Origin of the sequence: Janthinobacterium tructae, assembly GCF_006517255.1 — a bacterium.
Lineage (GTDB): Bacteria > Pseudomonadota > Gammaproteobacteria > Burkholderiales > Burkholderiaceae_D > Janthinobacterium > Janthinobacterium tructae.
The window spans coordinates 3643591-3661745 of the sequence record NZ_CP041185.1; the positions used below are offsets into that span (position 1 = coordinate 3643591).

The 18155-nt window shown below is 65.2% G+C and carries 17 protein-coding genes; 7 read left to right on the plus strand and 10 right to left on the minus strand.

Going from position 1 to position 18155, the window contains the following annotated elements; genetic code table 11:
* Positions 1-97 precede the first annotated feature (97 nt).
* A complete protein-coding gene (gene recN, locus FJQ89_RS15975) occupies positions 98-1765 on the minus strand; it encodes a DNA repair protein RecN (protein WP_141170887.1) in 1668 nt (555 codons plus the stop codon).
* 47 nt (positions 1766-1812) lie between these two features.
* Positions 1813-2772, minus strand: a complete 960-nt coding sequence (locus FJQ89_RS15980; protein WP_243136078.1) for an NAD kinase — start codon at positions 2770-2772, stop codon at positions 1813-1815.
* A gap of 256 nt (positions 2773-3028) precedes the next feature.
* On the opposite strand from FJQ89_RS15980, the gene FJQ89_RS15985 reads away from it, so the two are divergent.
* The 4 genes from FJQ89_RS15985 to gloA all read left to right on the plus strand — a co-directional run bounded on the left by FJQ89_RS15985 (position 3029) and on the right by gloA (position 5689).
* Entirely contained in the window at positions 3029-3295 is a 267-nt protein-coding gene (locus FJQ89_RS15985; RefSeq protein ID WP_096238034.1) for a hypothetical protein, read from the plus strand.
* A 39-nt stretch (positions 3296-3334) separates the two neighbouring features.
* Complete coding sequence (locus tag FJQ89_RS15990) at positions 3335-4645, plus strand: PQQ-dependent sugar dehydrogenase (protein ID WP_141170888.1); 1311 nt, start codon at positions 3335-3337, stop codon at positions 4643-4645.
* Between the two features lie 89 nt (positions 4646-4734).
* The gene (locus tag FJQ89_RS15995) at positions 4735-5157 is read left to right on the plus strand and encodes an OsmC family protein (protein ID WP_141170889.1); all 423 of its coding nucleotides are present in this window, start codon (positions 4735-4737) and stop codon (positions 5155-5157) included.
* Positions 5158-5281: 124 nt separating this feature from the next.
* On the plus strand, positions 5282-5689 hold the full coding sequence (gloA, locus tag FJQ89_RS16000; RefSeq protein ID WP_010401713.1) for a lactoylglutathione lyase: 408 nt from the start codon (positions 5282-5284) through the stop codon (positions 5687-5689).
* A 4-nt stretch (positions 5690-5693) separates the two neighbouring features.
* Here the strand turns inward: gloA and FJQ89_RS16005 are convergent, their stop codons facing one another.
* Positions 5694-6599, minus strand: a complete 906-nt coding sequence (locus FJQ89_RS16005) for a LysR substrate-binding domain-containing protein (RefSeq protein WP_141170890.1) — start codon at positions 6597-6599, stop codon at positions 5694-5696.
* A gap of 58 nt (positions 6600-6657) precedes the next feature.
* Here FJQ89_RS16005 and FJQ89_RS16010 point away from each other — a divergent pair, with 58 nt between their 5' ends.
* A complete protein-coding gene (locus FJQ89_RS16010) occupies positions 6658-7158 on the plus strand; it encodes a DMT family transporter (RefSeq protein ID WP_141170891.1) in 501 nt (166 codons plus the stop codon).
* A 69-nt stretch (positions 7159-7227) separates the two neighbouring features.
* Here FJQ89_RS16010 and FJQ89_RS16015 read toward each other — a convergent pair whose 3' ends face one another.
* The 7 genes from FJQ89_RS16015 to FJQ89_RS16045 all read right to left on the minus strand — a co-directional run bounded on the left by FJQ89_RS16015 (position 7228) and on the right by FJQ89_RS16045 (position 15160).
* Positions 7228-8568, minus strand: a complete 1341-nt coding sequence (locus tag FJQ89_RS16015; protein WP_141170892.1) for a TolC family outer membrane protein — start codon at positions 8566-8568, stop codon at positions 7228-7230.
* 141 nt (positions 8569-8709) lie between these two features.
* Complete coding sequence (locus FJQ89_RS16020) at positions 8710-9033, minus strand: rhodanese-like domain-containing protein (protein ID WP_035822603.1); 324 nt, start codon at positions 9031-9033, stop codon at positions 8710-8712.
* A 13-nt stretch (positions 9034-9046) separates the two neighbouring features.
* The gene (locus FJQ89_RS16025; protein WP_071075281.1) at positions 9047-9697 is read right to left on the minus strand and encodes a protein-L-isoaspartate O-methyltransferase family protein; all 651 of its coding nucleotides are present in this window, start codon (positions 9695-9697) and stop codon (positions 9047-9049) included.
* Between the two features lie 169 nt (positions 9698-9866).
* Positions 9867-10517 carry a TetR/AcrR family transcriptional regulator gene (locus FJQ89_RS16030; protein ID WP_141170893.1) on the minus strand — a complete coding sequence of 217 codons (651 nt, stop codon included), beginning with the start codon at positions 10515-10517 and terminating at the stop codon, positions 9867-9869.
* Positions 10518-10765: 248 nt separating this feature from the next.
* The gene (locus FJQ89_RS16035; RefSeq protein WP_141170894.1) at positions 10766-13156 is read right to left on the minus strand and encodes an ABC transporter permease; all 2391 of its coding nucleotides are present in this window, start codon (positions 13154-13156) and stop codon (positions 10766-10768) included.
* Positions 13153-13833, minus strand: coding sequence for an ABC transporter ATP-binding protein (locus FJQ89_RS16040; RefSeq protein WP_141170895.1), 681 nt, complete (start codon positions 13831-13833; stop codon positions 13153-13155). Before FJQ89_RS16040 ends, FJQ89_RS16035 begins: the two co-directional genes overlap by 4 nt.
* A gap of 31 nt (positions 13834-13864) precedes the next feature.
* Positions 13865-15160, minus strand: a complete 1296-nt coding sequence (locus tag FJQ89_RS16045; protein WP_243136079.1) for an efflux RND transporter periplasmic adaptor subunit — start codon at positions 15158-15160, stop codon at positions 13865-13867.
* A 257-nt stretch (positions 15161-15417) separates the two neighbouring features.
* Here FJQ89_RS16045 and FJQ89_RS16050 point away from each other — a divergent pair, with 257 nt between their 5' ends.
* The gene (locus tag FJQ89_RS16050) at positions 15418-16770 is read left to right on the plus strand and encodes a sigma-54-dependent transcriptional regulator (RefSeq protein ID WP_141170896.1); all 1353 of its coding nucleotides are present in this window, start codon (positions 15418-15420) and stop codon (positions 16768-16770) included.
* Positions 16760-18007, plus strand: a complete 1248-nt coding sequence (locus FJQ89_RS16055) for a sensor histidine kinase (RefSeq protein ID WP_141170897.1) — start codon at positions 16760-16762, stop codon at positions 18005-18007. Before FJQ89_RS16050 ends, FJQ89_RS16055 begins: the two co-directional genes overlap by 11 nt.
* Positions 18008-18155: the final 148 nt, after the last annotated feature.

Sequence of the window (18155 nt, forward strand, 5' to 3'; positions counted from 1 at the left end):
TAGCAAAGGCTGGGGTCAGTCACTGCGTGATCGCAATGCGCTCCACTGGAACGCATTGCCCCGGCGGGTCTGACCCCGGTCTGCCCCAAGCCATGAATCAAATCGCCAGCAACTCGCGCGCATGCTTGCGCGTGGTGGCCGTGATTTCCAGGCCGCCCAGCATGCGCGCCACTTCTTCCACGCGGGCCTTGGCATCGAGCATGTCGATGCGCGACGCCGTCTTGCCATTGTCCAGGGTGCTTTTTGCCACCTGAAAATGCTGGTTCGCCTGGCTGGCCACTTGCGGCAAATGGGTCACGCACAGTACCTGGCGTCCCTGCCCCAGGCGTTTCAGCAGCCGCCCCACGACTTCGGCGACGGCGCCGCCGATGCCGCTGTCGACTTCGTCAAAGATCAGGGTCGGCGTGGTGGTGGCGTGCGAGGTGATGACGGAAATGGCCAGCGCAATGCGCGCCAGTTCGCCGCCGGACGCCACCTTGGCCAGCGAACGGGGCGCCGTGCCCGCATGGCCGGCGACGAGGAATTCCACTTGCTCGAGCCCGTGGGCAGCCGGTGCGCACGGATGCAGTGCGATCTCGAAGCTGCCGCCCGTCATGCTCAGTTCCTGCATGGCACGCGTGACGGCGTGCCCCAGCTCCAGGGCGGCGGCGCGGCGCGTGTTTGATAAGCGCTCGGCCACGCTGCGGTACTCGGCCTCGATCTTCGCTTCCTGGCGCAGCAAGCCTTCGATATCGGAAGCGTCGGCCAGGTGCTGCAGCTTTTCCGACAGCTTGGCGTGTTCCTCGGGTAGCTCTTCGGGTGTGACGCGGAATTTGCGGGCCGTGCTATGCATGGCTTCCATGCGCGCGTCGAGCTGGTGCAGGCGTTCCGGGTCCAGTTCCACGCGGTCCAGGTAGTTGTTCAGCGCGTACACGGATTCCTGCAGCTGGATGCGCGACGATTCAATCAGGTCGACGATCGGCTGCAATTCCGCATCGACGGACACCAGCTTGCCCAGCTTCTGGTTCAGGGCCGACAGTTGCGACACGATCGGGTGGTCTTCCGACTCGGAAATGAGGGACAGGGCTTCCTGCGCCCCTTCCAGCAGGCTGGCCGCGTGCGACAGGCGGCTGTGCTCGTTCGTGATGTCCGTCCACTCGCCGGGCTTGGCGGCCAGTTTTTCCAGTTCGCCCACTTGCCATTCCAGGCGTTCGCGCTCGTACAGCACGTTGGCGGCGTTGGTTTCGAATTCTTCGCGCTGGCGCACGAGGGCGCGCCAGCGCTTGTGCAGCGCCGCCACCTGCCGCGCATCCTGCTCCACGCCCGCTTCGCGCGCCGTCGCCTGGCCGTCGAGCAGGGCGCGCTGCGCCTCGCTTTTCAGCAAGGACTGGTGCGCGTGCTGGCCGTGGATATCGACCAGCATGTCGCCCAGTTCGCGCAACTGCGCGGCCGTGGCGGGGATGCCGTTGATGTACGCCTTCGAGCGGCCCGCATTGTCGATCACGCGGCGCAGCAGGGCGCCGCCATCGTCATTGGAAAATTCGTTGGCGACCAGCCAGGCCTGCGCCACCTCGCTGACGGAAAAATCGGCCGTGATGTCTGCCTTGGCCGCGCCTTCGCGCACCACGCTGGCGTCGCCACGCCCGCCCAGGGCCAGGGTCAGCGCATCGATGAGGATGGACTTGCCTGCGCCCGTCTCACCCGTCAGCACGCTGAAGCCGGCGGAAAATTCCAGTTCAATGGTATCGACAATGACAAAATCGCGAATGGACAGGGTATGGAGCATGGCTTCTGTGGTTAGGCGGCGCACCGCGGGTTAGCGTGGAGAAAATGTTAGCTGAGCTTGCCCTCGCCCGACGGGTACTCATTCCAGTGCAGTTTTTCACGCAGGGTGTTGTAGTAACTCCACCCTTCCGGATGCAGGAAGGTAATCGTGTGCGGCGAACGGCGGATGAGGATGCGGTCTTGCTGCACCAGGCTGGCAAAGGTCTGCATGTCGAAATTGACGCTGATATCGCGCCCGCGCACGATTTCCACCACGATCTGGCTGGAATCGGGCAGGACGATGGGCCGGTTCGACAGCGCATGCGGGGCAATCGGCACGAGCACGATGCCGCCCAGGGTCGGATGCAGCAAGGGGCCGCCGGCCGACAGCGAGTACGCGGTCGAGCCCGTGGGCGTGGAAATGATCAAGCCGTCCGAACGCTGGTTGTACATGAAGTGGCCGTCGACTTCGACGCGCAATTCGGCCATGCCGGCACCGCCGCCGCGCGAGACGACGACATCGTTGACGGCCATGCCCACGTGAATCGACTCGCCATCGCGCAGCACGCTGCCTTCGAGCAAGGTGCGGCGTTCGGCCTTGAAGCGGCCGCCGAGAATTTGCGCCAGTACGGGCAGCATGCGCTCGAGCGGGATATCGGTCATGAAGCCCAGGCGTCCCTGATTGATACCGATCAAGGGAACATCGAATGGCGCCAGCTGGCGCGCAATGCCCAGCATGGTGCCGTCGCCGCCCATGACGATGGCGCAATCGGCGGCGGCGCCGATCTCGGCCGGCGACATGGCGCGCACGCCGGGAAACGCCAGGTTCAGATGCACGGCCGTCTCCGCCTCGAAGACCACCGTGTGGCCCAGCACTTGCAGGAAATCGACGATGCTTTTGACGGGCTCGGCAATGCCATCCGTATTCTGGCGCACGACCAGGGCGATGGTCTTGGCGCCCAGGTTGAAGCGCTCGCCCGGGGCTGGCAAGGTCGCGGCTGGCTGTTCGGCGTGTGTATCGACGGGCATAAGAATCTCGGTAGTGAATTCGGTGGCAAACCGCCCCAGGCTGTCGCGTCGCACGCCGTCATTGCATGATACTGTATATATGCACAGTATAGTGCGCCTGTCGTGTGCCTGCAAGGGGCGTTCTTGGTGTTGCACGCAGTGTAGCGCAGAAAAAGAATCGCCCATACGTGCGCCAGCGCTCCCAGCACGGACAAATCCGCTTGCAGGCGGCCTGGCGCGGCAGGACACTGGTAGCACTTTACTGTCAGGAGGCCATATGGTTAGCCAGCATAGCGAACGCAAGATCAATACCGATGAAAAGGTCCAGAATGACGGCGTCGACCGCCTGCCGCACGAGCGCGACGAATCGCCCGATGCGCAAGACGTGCGCCCGCGCAAAATCATGCAACAGGCGGCCAGCGACCTGGAACGCGGGCTGGTCGACACGGACCGCCACGCCCAGCCCGGCGTGGAAAAGGTCAAGCCGGCCGCGCCGCAGCAAGCCCGCCCCGATGCGCAACTGGAACCAAAGAAGGCGCGCTGAATCGCATCCTCACGCAATGCTATTGTTCCGGAGTACGCCATGCACCGCTACGTCTGTTCATTCCTGCTGGTCGCCGCCTGCAGCACTACCCTCGCCCACGCCCAGGCACCCGCCATGCCCGTGGGCTTTGGCCCGCAACCTGCCCTGCCCGCGCCAGACAAGCAATTCATCCCCACCGTCAACGTGGCGCCCGTGCAGCGCTGGACGGCCGCGCAGCGCCCCGTGGTCGCGCCCGGCCTGGCCATCCAGGCGTATGCGCGCGACCTCGACCATCCGCGCTGGTTGTACGTGCTGCCGAATGGCGACGTGCTGGTGGCGGAAACGAATGCCCCGTCCAAGCCCGATGACAGCAAGGGCATCAAGGGTGCCATCATGCAGATGCAAATGAAAAAGGCGGGTGCCGCCACGCCCAGCGCCAACCGCATCACCCTGCTGCGCGGCCTTGACGCGAATGGCGTGGCGCAATCGCGCAGCGTGTTCCTGCAAGGACTGAACTCGCCATTCGGCATGGCCCTGGTGGGCAAGGAGCTGTACATCGCCAACTCGGACGCGCTGCTGCGCTTTCCCTACAAGGAAGGCCAGACGGCCATCACGGCGCCGGGCGTGAAGGTGATGGATTTGCCGGGCGGCTCCATCAATCACCACTGGACCAAGAACGTCGTCGCCAGCGCCGACGGCAAGTTTTTATATGTTTCCGTCGGCTCGAACAGCAATGTGGGCGAGAACGGCATGGCGGCCGAAGATGGCCGTGCCGCCATCTGGCAATTCACGCGCACCACGGGCAAGGCACGCGTGTATGCCACCGGCTTGCGCAATCCGAATGGCATGGCCTGGCAACCCAAAACGGGCGCCCTGTGGACAGCCGTCAATGAACGCGACGAGCTGGGCAACGACCTGGTGCCGGACTACATGACCTCGGTCAAGGAAGGTGCCTTCTATGGCTGGCCCTACAGTTATTTCGGCCAGCACGTCGATGCGCGGGTCAAGCCGCCGCGCCCCGAACTGGTGGCCACCGCCATCGTACCCGACTATGCGCTGGGCGCGCACACGGCCTCGCTGGGACTGGCATTCTATGACGGCACCTTGCTACCCGAACGCTACCGGGGCGGCGCCTTCATCGGCCAGCACGGCTCATGGAACCGCAAGCCCTTCAGCGGCTACAAAGTCATCCATGTGCCCTTCGCCAACGGCGTGCCCAGCGGCCCGCCACAGGATGTCGTCAGCGGCTTCCTGGACGAGAACGGCAAGGCGCAGGGACGCCCCGTCGGCGTGGCCGTCGACAAGGCGGGCGCGCTGCTGGTGGCGGACGACGTGGGCAATGTCATCTGGCGCGTGACGCCGGCCCGTTGAACCTCCATCTGCCACAGTGTGACGCAACGAACGGAAGCGCAAAGGCAGGGCGCGCATGATGGACGTTCGAACCACGCAAGGAGTACATCATGAAAAAAACAGGATCAGCCGTCTGGAGTGGCGGCCTTAAAGATGGCAAAGGGTTTATTTCCACCGAAAGCGGCGCGCTCGACAATGTGGCATACGGCTTCAACACGCGCTTCGAAGACGGTCCCGGCAGCAATCCGGAAGAACTGATCGGCGCCGCCCATGCCGCCTGCTTCACCATGGCCCTGTCCGGCCAGCTGGGCGAGGCGGGCTTGCGCGCCACGGCCCTGAAAACCACGGCCGATGTCAGCCTGGAAAAAATCGATGGCAGCTATGCCATCACGGCCGTGCATCTGACCCTGGTGGCGACCATTCCCGGCGCCACCGACACAGCGTTCCAGGATGCGGCGCTGCGCGCCAAGCTCGGCTGCCCCGTGTCCAAATTGCTGGCCACGGAAATCACCCTGGACGCCCGTCTGGAGTAAATCCACAGGCACCAAGGTCACCGTCCGCGGCTGTCCTGCACCAGGGCGGCCGGGGCGGTCTCGGCAAGAAAGCCATAAACCGCATAAAATCCTGCCACTCCCCTATCACCCTCAAGGATTTACGATGCGTATTTTGCACACCATGTTACGGGTCGGCGACCTGCAGCGCTCCATCGATTTTTACACCAAGGTCCTGGGCATGAAGTTGCTGCGCACCAGCGACAATCCCGAATACCAGTACACGCTGGCCTTCGTCGGCTATGGCTCGAACCCCGACCACGCGGAACTGGAGCTGACGTATAACTATGGCACCACCAGCTACGAGCTGGGCACGGCGTATGGCCACATCGCCATCTCGGCCGACGACATCGTCGCCGCCTGCGATGCGGCACGCGCGAATGGCGGCAACGTCACGCGCGAACCGGGCCCCGTCAAGGGCGGCAACACGGTCATCGCCTTCATCACCGACCCGGACGGCTACAAGATCGAATTGATCGAGCGCAAGTTCGACGGCCAGGGCGGCGGCCTGTAATTGCTCAGCCTGGCCCGGCGGCCGTTGCAACGGCCGCGCGCAGCCAGGCGATGCCCGCATCACCGTCCGTGCGGCGGTGCCGTATCGCTTCAAACGCAAACGGCGCGATGGCAAACGGCGCAGAATGCTGCGCCAGCCCTTGCGCCGCGCTGCCGCGCAAGGCGCGCTGCGCCACCGTCAAAATCATGTCCGTCCCCATCACAACATCCGGTGCAACCGTCCAGTACGGCACGCGCACGGCGATGCGGCGCGCCTGGCCCAGCTGGGCCAGCGATGCGTCCACTTCGGCCGCCATGCCGCCCTCGCCGGATGCCACCAGCACGTGCGGGCGCGCCAGATAGGTGTCCAGGCTCAAGGTTTCGCCCGGCGCCAGGCTGGCCGGGTCCAGCGCGCACACGAACGTTTCCTCGAAGAGGGTTTCTCTATGTAACTGCTCGGGCAGTTGCGGGAACACGCCCAGCGCCAGGTCGATCTCGCCATCCAGCACGCCAGCGATCACGGCAGGACGGCTGGCGTAGCTGACGGCCAGGTCGATGCCGGGCGCTTCCACGCGCAAGTGGCGCAACAAACGCGGCAAGAGCAACGCCGCGCCGTAATCCGACATGGCCAGACGAAACACGCGCTGCGCCGTGGCCGCCTCGAAAACGGCGCCGCCCAGCACGGAGCGTACGCTTTGCAGGGCCTCGGCCAGCGGCCGCGCCAATGCCAGTGCGCGCGCCGTCGGCTGGAAGCCGCCCTTGCCGCGCAGCAGCAGCGGATCGTCGAGCAGATGGCGCAGGCGCGCCAGCGCATGGCTGACGGCAGGCTGGCTCATGTGCAAGCGTTCGGCCGCGCGCGACAGGTGGCGCTCGCTGAGCAGCGCTTCCAGGATCACCAGCAAATTCAAGTCGACGGACCGCAGATTATTCATTTGATGCATAGTTGAATGGCAAATTACGAATTGGATTTAATCATCACAGCATAATACGATGACGCCATCAACTCAACTGTGGGAGTCACCGATGCATGGATGGATTACCGTATTTGCCCCGCTGGCCATGCTGGCCGGCGCCGTCGTCCCCTTCCAGGCGGGCGCGAATGCCGCGCTGGGCCGCAACCTGGGCCACCCGTTGTGGGCCACGCTCGCCTCGCTGGCCGTCAGCGCCGTACTCGCCTCGCTGGTGATGCTGCTCTGGCGCGTGCCGGCACCCGATCTCCAGCTCGCCGTGCGCGGGCCAGGCTGGTCCTGGCTGGGCGGCGCGGCCGGCGTGTTTTATATTACGGCCGCGCTGATGCTGGCGCCGCGCATGGGGTCCGGCCCCTTCATGGCTGCCGTCATCGGCGGACAAATGCTGGCCGCGCTGGCCATCGACCGCTACGGCTTGCTGGGCTTTGCCGTCAAACATATTTCTCCGCTGCACTGGGCCGGCGCGGGCCTGGTGGTGGCCGGGGTCGTGCTCACGCAAATAGCCAACAGCCGCGCCATGTGACAACACCTCAAGACGAAAAAAAACCAGCGCCGTTGCCGGTGCTGGTTTTCATTCAGAGCAAAATCCCGCTTACTTGTCGAGCAAGGCGTTGACGGGCATCAAATCCGTTTCCTTCAGGGTGCCGGCCGCGGCTTTCAGGCGCAAGCCGTTCATGATGGTGTCGTAGCGCGCCTTCGACAGGTCTTTTTGCGTCGAGAACAATTGTTTCTGTGCATTCAACACGTCGATATTGATGCGCACGCCCACCTGGTAACCGAGCTGGTTCGACTCCAGCGCCGATTTGCTCGACACTTCCGCCGCTTCCAGCGCCTTGACTTGCGCCAGGCCGCTGTTGACGCCCAGGAAAGCCTGGCGCGCACCCTGCGATGCCGTGCGGCGTGCCGTTTCCAGGTCGTTGCGGGCCTTGTTTTCCAGCGCGATCGATTCGCGCACCTTGCTGGTGACGGCAAAACCGCTGAAGATCGGGATGCTCCACTGCACGCCGATGGCGTTATTGTTGTTGCCGTTGCCATTGCCGCCACCGGATGTGTAGCTATGGCCAGCGTTGGCGATCAGGTCCAGGGTCGGGTAGTGGCCGGCGCGGTTGCGGCCAATGTCGCGCTTGGCCGATTCCACATTGAACTGCGCCGTGACGACGCCGTAGTTCTGCTCTTCGGCGGACGCCACCCACGGCTCGACGGCAGCCGGTTCGGGCGCGCTGATGACCACGCCCGTGCGCATCGGCGCCAGCGACGTTGGCGCTTCGCCGATGATGGTTTGCAAGGCGCTGCGCTTGTTGGCCAGGTCATTGATGGCGGCAAATTCCTGCGCCACCACCAGGTCGTAGGCCGCTTGCGCTTCGTGCGTGTCGGTGATCGTTTGCGTGCCGACTTCGAAGTTGCGCTTGGCCGATGCCAGCTGCTCCGTCGTGGCCACTTTTTGCGCCTGCGTGGCGCCCAGGTTGTCTTGCGCGCTGAGCACGTCGAAATACGCCTGCGCCACGCGCGTGATCAGGTCTTGCTGGACTTGCGCAAATTGCGCTTCAGCAATCGCTTGCGCCAGCTTGCTTTGCTGGTAGGTTTCCCAACGGTCCCAGCGGAACAGCGGTTGCGCCAGGGTCAGGTTGTAGCTGTTTGTGCGCACGTTGACGGACGGCGAGGTGATCTTGTTGCCGCCATTGTTCTGGACGATTTGCTCCTGATTGCCGCGCGTATTGCTGCCCGACGCGGAGATTTGCGGCAGCAAGCCAGCCATCCCCTGCGGAACCCGCTCCATCCCGGCCGACAGCGCCGCGCGCGCACTGGCGTACTGCGCGTCATTGGCCAGCGCCTGCTGGTACACCTGGATGAGATCGGCCGCCTGCGCTTGCAGCGTGCATGTCATCGAGACAAAGGCGCTGGTCATCAGCACGGCGATAAGGGGTTTCCGCATTGCATTTCTCCGTTGGAGTCGTCAAAAGTTGATGGAATCAAAAATCTGCTACCGCTTGCCTTGCGCCCGCCGGATGAGCGGGGTACAGGCCTCCGCAGGCATGCAGGAAAACATGCCTGGGTGCATCTACTGCAAAATAACTTAGTATGTAGGCATTGCGCTGTCGACTTGCAGCGCCCAGGCATGCACGCCGCCCGTCAAATTACTGATCTTGCCAAAACCATTGCGCTCCAGGAAGGCCGCCACCTGCATGCTGCGCATGCCGTGATGGCAGATGCAGACGATCTCGGCGTCTTCATCGAGGTCATCGATGCGCGCAGGAATCGAGTTCATCTGCATCAGGGTGGCACCGTCGAGGTGGCACAGGTCGAACTCCCACTGTTCCCGCACGTCCAGCAACAACGGGCGCGGACGGGAAGGGTCAGCCAGCCAGGCGGCCAGCTGCGGTGCACTCAAATGCTCCATCGAATCGGTCGCCTCAGAACTGGAAATGCGACGGTGCCACCGCTTGCAGCGGCGTGACATTGGTTTCAAACAGCTTGCGCGTGTCGTAAGCCTTGTCCGAGCTGCGCGTGATCAGGTGCGCCGACATGATCGGCGCTTCGCCGATGATAGCCAGGATGCGGCCGCCGACTTTCACTTGTTGCAACAGTGCTTCCGGCAACACGGCCAGGGAGCCGGACACGACGATCACGTCGTACGGTGCGCCCTTGCTCCAGCCCTGAGCGCCGTCGCCCAGTTCCACGGTGACGTTCGTCACGCCGTTGGCGGCCAGGTTCTGCTCGGCCAGGGTTTTCAATTGGGGAACGATTTCCACGCTCGTCACATGACGCGCCTTGTGCGCCAGCAAAGCGGCCATATAGCCGCTACCGGTGCCGATCTCCAGCACATTTTCATGCTTCTTGACGGCTACGTCTTGCAAAATGCGCGCTTCCAGCTTCGGCGTCAACATGCATTCGCCGCCGCCCAGTGGAATTTCCGTATCGACGAAGGCCAGGTTTTTATAGGCGGCCGGCACGAAATCTTCACGCTTGACCACGTTCAACAGCTCCAGCACGTCGATATCCAATACATCCCATGGACGGATCTGCTGTTCGATCATATTGAAGCGGGCTTGTTCGATATTCATCTTTGGACTCGGTAAGTGAAGTAATAATCCGCCATTTTATCGTTGAACTGGCTGAAAGCACATGTTAACCATAAAGGCGGGGAATGGAGGAAATTTGCGACGATCTGCAGATTTGGGGGGGCGAACCTTGGATAGGGGCAACTGAACGGTTGTAGCCAGGCCCGGAGGATCAGCTTTTTCCGGGCCCCTCCACCTGCAGGCTGCGCACGCTCATGTCGATGAACGCATCCATGTAGGCGAGCGGATCGATATTCTTGACCTCGCACGGCAGGTAGGAGTGCGTCCACATCATCAGCATGGTGACGGGCGCGCTGAGGATGGTGCTGACCAGCACGGCATCGACCTGGCGAAATTCGCCCCGCTGCATGCCCCGTTCCAGCAGGCTGACGATCAGCGCATTGCCGCGCGTGACGACTTCTTCGTTGTAAAACTGCGCCAGTTCCGGGAAATTGTTCGCTTCGGCCAGCATCAGCTTGGTCAAGCCGGCCAGTTTGGTGGCGCCGAATTCTTCCCACCACTGCATCATCACCTTGCGCAACAACTCGGCGCTGCTACTGTCCGAAGCGGCCATGCTGTCTTCCGCCTCGCCGATCGACTGCACGATATTGTCGCGCACCACGGCCTTGAACAGCTCTTGCTTGTTCTCAAAGTACAGGTACAGGGTGCCTTTCGACACGCCGGCCCGTTTGGCCACATCCTCCAGGCGCGTCGATGCGAAGCCCCGTTCGACAAACAGGTCGAGGGCGGCGGCGAGCAATTCCTGCGGGCGGGCATCCTTGCGCCGCTCCCAGCGGGGCTTGGTATCAATCGGGGCTTGCATGTATCTTTCCAAGTAACTTACTTTTGAGTCATTAATAGTAGACCTGTCTACCGCCAAGGTCAAGCGCAGGCCGCCAGGCCCATCCTGCTGCCAGACGAGGAGCGCAGAAGTACACTCACACGTATACATATAAGTATCCGCACCTCGCCTGCTGGCTGACTTGCACGCTCGCCATTGTAACGCGTCGCTGTTGCAAGGCGTCCATCGGCCGGGAGTGTCCGACGCTGATGCCATGCCGCCAGCCCGTCTCAATCGCGCAAGGCTTGCGCCGGCGCCATGCGCATGGCCAACCAGGTGTGCCGCACGGTGGCCAGTAGCGCCACCAGCATGGCCAGCAGCAATGCCACCGCCAGCGGCCAGGCGCCCACCGGCGCGCGTTCGACAAAGCCGGCCAGGTAGCGCGCGATGCCCAGGGCCGCCAGCGGCAGGCCCAATACGGCACCGGCGGCCAGCAGCAGCATGAACTCGCGCCCCACCAGGCGGGCGATGGCGGCGCGGCCAGCGCCATGCAACTTGCGCAGCACAATTTCACGGCTGCGGCGCTGCACGCTGTAGGCCGACAGCACGTAAATGCCGAAGGCGGCGAGCAGCATGGCGATCAGGCTGGCCAGGCCGAGCATGCGCGCCAGGCGCAGATCCTCGGCATACATCTGTGCCAACAGGCTTTGCGCCGTGCGCAGTTCCAGCATCCGCTGCGGAAAATAGCGCCGCCACAGCGGCTCGATACGCGCATGCGCCGCTGCCACATCATCATTGCTGCGCAAGGACAGTGCGCCGCCGTGGCGCAAATCGAACAGCATCGGCTGGGCCGCCTGGCGCATGTCCTGGAAACGGATCGGCGGCGCGATGCCGATAATCACCTGCCCGTCCGGCATCGCCTGCCCCACAGCAGCCTGCGGCGTGGGATAACCCAGCGCCAGCGCCGCCGCCGCATTGAGCACCACCACCTGGCTGCCGATCCGGTCCTGCGCCACATCGAACAATCGCCCGTGCAAGGGCACGATGCGGTGCAGCGCAAACCAGCCCGGCGTCATGGGTTTGTATTCGAGGCGCACGTCGCGCCCATCGCGCGTCCTGACGCTGCCGACGACCTTACTGCCATCGCGCCCGACCGCTTCCGCGATGCCCGCCACGCCGGCGATGCCGGGCAGGCGCGCCAGCGCCTCTTCGAAGGCGCGCGCCTGCGGGCTGTCTTCGCTCCCGGGCGGCAAATCCAGCACCAGCAAGCCATCCGGCGTGAAGCCGGGCGAGGCGTGGCTGCCATACCAGGATTGCCAGCCGACCGCCAGGGTCGCGGCGCACAGCGCCATGGCGGCGCCGAACTGCAATACCGTCAGCACGCGGCGCAGCCACAGGCCAGTCGCTGTTTCGCTGTTGCCGCGGCCCGCCAGCGCGGGACCGGGCCGCACGTGCAGCGCACACCAGGCGGGATAGGCGCCCGCACACAAGCCCGTGAGCACGCCAAACAGCAAGGCGCCGGCGCAGCGCCAGGCGGTGAACATATCGTCCAGCGGCCGCTGTACCAGCTCGGCGAAGAGCGGCAGCGCCAGCCAGGCCAGCAGCAAGCCCGCGGCGGCGGCCAGCAGCGCCGTCAGCACCGACTCGGCCAGGAACTGCTGCACCAGGCGCGCCGCACCGGCGCCGAGCAGCTTGCGCACGCCGATCTCGCGCTGGCGGCGCAAGGTGCGCACCGTGGACAGATTCACGTAATTGATGACGGCCAGGGCAAGTATCAGCAGCGCCAGCACGGCCAGTCCCACCACGCTGGCGCGCTGCCCGTGACGCGCCGCCGCGCGGCTGTGGTACAGGTCCGCATCGAAGTAAGCCTGCGCCAGCGGCAGCAGCGCGATGTCGGTGACGTTGCGCCCCGCGAGCGCGCGGCCCATGGATGCGCCGCGCACCTGCCGGTCTTGCGGCGAGTCGTTGACGGCCTGCTGCAGCAGCGCCGCAAGCGCGCCGGGGTCTGCGCCGGGGCGCAGCTGCAGGTAGATGGCGCCGCGCCCCGTGCCGGAAAAAGCGACCTCGCGCTGCGCTGCCGGCCAGGCACTGCTGAGCGTGCCCACCAGTACTTCATACGGCACGCTGGTGTTGCGCTGATGGTCAGGCAGGATGGCGCGCACCTTCAGCGTGACGCCGCCGATCTGCAGCAGCTGGCCCAGCGCGGATGCGTCGGCAAACAGCTTGCGCGCCGCCGTCTGCGTCAGCGCCACGGCATCGGGCTGCGCCAGCGCCGAACGCAGATCGCCCTGCAGCGCCGTGATGCCGAACAGGCTGGCGAAATCCGCATCGACTGCTTGCACGTTCAGCGCATACGGGCGCTCGCCGCGCTGCACGGTTAAATCAAGTTCCTTGACGATGCTCGCCATGCCGACCGCGCCGCTGCGCTGCGCCACGTCGCGCAGCGACAGATAGGCAAAGTTCTGCCACTCGGGGCGGATGAACAGATTGATGCGCTGCTTGACCAGCAGCACGCGCTCACGCTGCGGCACCTGGCTATCGTAGCCCAGGCTGTAGCCGACAAAGCCCAGCAGCAGGAAGCAGGCGGCGAAACCCACCGCCAGGCCCAGGATGACGGCCGCCGAGGCGCCCCGCTGCTGCGCCAGCAGGCGCCAGCCGATGCGGAAATCGGCCGCCTTCATGCGGCTTGCAAGGCGTCGACCATGACGCGACCATCCAGCAAGTGCAGGGTACGTGACGCCTGCGCCGCATGGTCGGGCGAGTGCGTCACCATCACCACCGTCGTGCCCTCCGCATTGATGCTGCGCAGCAGGCGCATGACTTCATTGCCGTGCGCCGTATCGAGGTTGCCCGTCGGCTCATCGGCCAGCAAGACGGCCGGCCCGGCCACCAGCGCGCGCGCGATCGCCACGCGCTGCTGCTGGCCGCCCGACAGCTGCGACGGCCGGTGTCCGGCGCGGTGCGCCACACCCAGCTTGTCGAGCATGGCGGCCACGCGCTGGCGCCGTTCGCGCGCCGGCGTGCCGTTGTACTCGAGCGCCAGCTCCACGTTCTCGAATACGCTCAGTTCCTCGATCAGGTTGAAGCTCTGGAAGATGAAGCCGATGCGCCCGCGGCGCAGCGCATTGAGCTTTGCCTCGCTCCATCCTGCCACATTCTGGCCCTCGAACCAGTATTCGCCATGGCTGGGAATATCGAGCAATCCCAGCAGACCCAGCAGGGTAGATTTACCGCAGCCCGAGGGGCCAGTGATGGCCACATATTCGCCCGCCTCGATCTCGAGGTCGATGCGATCCAGGGCCTTGGTCTGGATATCGCCTGACTGATGCATCTTGCTGACGCCGACTAGTTTGAGCATGGGTGCTACCTTTATGGAGGATGAGGGGAATTTACCGGCTTATGTGCAATCTGGGGGAATTTCCATAGGCAGCGTAGGCCGACAGGATCACGCGCTCGCCTGCCTGCAGCCCTTGCAGCACTTCGAGCTGGCTGTTGTTGCGCCGGCCGATACGCACTGCGCGCCGCTGCGCCTGGCCGCCGGACGCATCGAGCACGTAGACCCAGGCGCCGCCGCTGTCGTTGATGAAGGCGCCGTTCGGCAGCAGCAGCGCGGCAGCCGGCTCGCCCAGAGTGATCTGCGCATCGAGGCTTTGCCCGGGATTGAGCACGGGCGGCTGGCCGTGCGTGAACACCAGTTCCACAGTGAAGCGGCCCTCCTTGATCTGCGGATAAATCGTCTGCACGCTCAATGCGTAATTTTGCCCAGCCTGGACGATGCTGGCCTGCCGTCCCGCCGCCATGCGGTTCAGGTAAAACTCGTCCACCCTGGCCGACAGCTTATAGCGCACAGGGTCGTCGATGCGGCCCACATTCTTGCCCGTCGCGATAGACTCGCCCACCTGCAGCCGGAAGTCCGTCAGCCGGCCGGCGGACGGCGCGCGCACGGCCAGGGCGTCGACCGTGGCACCGACCAGCAGCAAGCCCGAACTGAGGCCGGCGATGGACGCGCCAAGCTGGCTGGCCGCATCGCGGCGCACCAGCGACTCCGCCTGCGCCGCCTGCTGTTCCTGCGCCAGCGCGCGCTGCTGCTGCAGCAGCGTGTCGGCCGATTCCTCCAGCGCCACGCTGGAAATGAAGCCCTGCGCCGCCAGCCTGACATTGCGCGCATGCTGCTTGCCACCCTGCTGCAGCGCGAACGCCAGATCATCCAGGCGGCGTTGATGCTCGCTGGTGCTGGCCTGCTGCGCCACGCGCAAATTGGACAAGTTGAAAATCTGCTGCGCATGTTCAGCCTTGCGGGCCAGCAGTTCCAGGTTGCGCTGCGGATTGGAGATACGGAACAGCAGCTGGCCCTTGCTCACCAGTGCGCCATCACTGGCAAGCACCTCTTCGATGCGGCCCGACTCGACCGAATCGAGGAGCACGGAATGCAGCGGTTCGGCGCTGGCGCGCACCACCACTTCATCGAGAAAAATACCGCGCGCCACGGCGCCGATGCGCAATTCGGCGACAGGCACCTGCAAGCCGCGTGGCATGGCCCACCAGCCCGCCGCGGCAAGCGCGGCCAGCAACAGCATGCCCGCCAGGCTGGCAACGACAAGTTTGCGCCGGCTGCGCGGCACGCGCGTATCCATGGCGGCGCCGCTGGACGGCAAATGGGGCATGGCAGATTGAGGAGCATGCATATTTATTTTCACGTCTTTCGAACAAAGTTTCTTCGCATATCAGCAAGCAGCGTGCCAGCAACGGGCGCCACGCGGACATGCGCCCCGCAGCCGTTCGCCAAGCATGCTGGCGCGACGCGGTGTCCCGCAGTGTCCATTTCCGGACAGCGGCTGTTCGCAAGCGCACAGCGCCGGCAAACAGGCATGCCCACAGCGGCCGCCACGACGCCAGCACGGCTGCTAGAATGCGCCACCGACCGACGCTCACTATGCTCTCCATGGCCAACACCGCAGCCCACGTCCTGATCCTCGACGACGATATCGATGTCGCCTGCGCCGCACAGCTGCTGCTGCGGCGGCGCTATCGCGACGGCAAAGTCGATACGCTGTGCGACCCTGCAGGACTGCCCGCGCTGCTGGCCCGGGCGGTGCCGGACGTGGTGCTGCTCGACCTCAATTTCCAGCCCGGCCAGACCGATGGCGCACAAGGCTTGGCCTTGCTCGACCTGCTGCGCGCGCTGCCACGGCCGCCTTGCGTGATCGCCATGACGGCCTATGCCGATGTGCCGCTGGCGGTGGCGGCGCTGCAGCGCGGCGCCAGCGACTTCATCACCAAGCCCTGGGACAACGCGCGCCTGGCCGCCGCCGTCGAACATGCGCTGGCGCGCCGCGCCGACACGGCCGCCACAGCCACTGCCGCGCCGGACCTGATGGGCAACTCTCCGGCCATGCGCGAGCTGCGCGCGATGGTCGCCAGCGTCGGCCCCACGGAGGCGAATGTGATGGTGCTCGGTGAAAACGGCGTCGGCAAGGAACTCGTGGCGCGCGCCCTGCACAAGGCCTCGCGCCGCGCCGCCGGTCCCATGCTGGCGGTGGACATGGGCGCCGTGCCGGAGGCAACCTTTGAAAGCGAATTGTTCGGCCACCGCAAAGGCGCATTCACCGATGCCAAACATGAACGCGCGGGGCGCTTCCAGACGGCGCGCGGCGGCTCGCTCTTTCTCGATGAAATCGGCAACCTGCCGCTGGCGGCGCAAGCCAAGCTGTTGACGGCGCTGGAACGGCGCGAAGTGACGCCGCTGGGCGCGGACCGTCCGGAAGCGATCGACGTGCGCATCCTCAGCGCCACCAATATCGATGAAGCGCGGCTGTTCGATCCGGCCGTGTTCCGGCCCGACCTGCTGTTCCGCCTGAATACCATCGTGCTGCGCGTGCCGCCGCTGCGCGCGCGCCGCGACGATATCGCCATGCTGTTGCGGCACTACCTGGCGCACTACGAAAGCCAGTACCAGCGCCGCGCGCGCGCGCCTGCAGCGGAGGCGCTCGATTACCTGCAACAGCATGACTGGCCGGGCAATGTGCGCGCGCTGCGCCATGCCTGCGAACGTGCCGTGATCCTGGGGGACGAGGCGCACTACACGCGCAGTGACTTCGGCCTGTTTGACAGCCACGCCCAGGCGGCAGCGGTGCCCACGACACCCGCCCACGCACGCCAGACACTCGGCGCGCTGGAACGCGACGCCATCCATCGCACGCTGGAACAGGTCGACGGCAATATCAGCCATGCGGCCAAGGCCCTGGGCATCAGCCGCGCCGCGCTGTACCGCAAGCTGAACAAACATGGCATCTGAGCGCAGCCTCAAGACGACGGCCAGCGCCAGCATCGCCGCCATGCTGGCGCTCTCCGGCGCCGCCGGGTATTTTTTCGCACTGGCGTCGCCGCGCCTGAGCGTGCTGTGCCTGCTGCTAGCCATGCCGCCGGCGTGGCTGCTGTGCCGCTGCCTGAACCGCCTGGCGCCGCGGGTGTCGCGCCAGGAGTCGACAATGACAGCGGCCATGGCGGCGGCAGCGTCGCCAACGCCCGATGAAGAATCGCTGAGGGCGCTCGAAGCCTGTCTTGAACACGCGCCCATTGCCCTGTTCCGTATCCAGAGCGGCGCCGTGGAACACAAGGTGACGCCACTCAACGCCAGCGCCCGGCGCCAGCTGGCGCCCGGGCATGCGAGCGAGCCGCAGCGGTGGCAGCAACTGCTGGCGGCGCAGCCTCCCGGCCAGCGCCGGCTGCTCAGTTTTGACACGGAACGGGGCGTCGAACGGGCGCTGGTGGCCGTGGCGGCGCTGACCTTGCAAGGCGCGCCGCAGCACCTGGCCGCGCTGATGCCGGTGGAAAGCGAACTGGAAGCCGAGGCGCTCAATGCCTGGCGCGAACTGGTACAAGTGCTGACGCATGAAATCATGAATTCGCTCACGCCCGTCGCCTCGCTGTCGCGCACGGCCTGCGACCTGCTGGCGGACGTGCACCCCCTGCTGCCGCACGACATCCATGCCGACCTGGCGACAGCGCTCGACGCCATCGCGCGCCGCGCCGCCAGCCTGGCCGATTTCGTGGCCAGCTACCGCAGCCTGTCCAGCGTGCCCGCGCCGCAGCCGGAAACCGTGCGCCTCGAACACCTGTTCCAGCGCCTGGAAGCGCTGCTGGCACCGGCCTGGCAGGCGCGCGGCGGCACGGCGGCATTTTCCGTCGAACCGGCATCGCTGGAAGTGCGGATCGATGCAGGCCAGCTGGAACAGGCGCTGATCAATCTGCTCACAAATGCCGCCGAGGCCACACACGATATTACCGCGCCGCGCGTGACGGTCAGCGCCCGCCTGAGCCGGGGCGCGCGTCTGCGCATCGAAGTGCGCGATAACGGCCATGGCGTGCCCGATACGCTGGCCGCGCACATTTTCATGCCGTTTTTCTCGACCAGGAAACAGGGGCGCGGCATCGGCCTGGCGCTGGTGCGCCACCTGGCCCACGCCAACGGCGGCACCTTGCGCCATGCGCGCCCGGTCGGTGCCGGCGCCTGTTTCCTGCTCAGCTTTTAAGCCGGACGGCACCGCATCAGGTACACGCGCCTGCAGTTCACGCCGCGTTTTACGCGGTTCATCGCATTTCCCTTCCAGCCAGCATGCCGTTTTGTTATCTTCTCATCGACAGCACGGCAGCCGCGGCGCGGCAGCCGGCTTTTTTCTT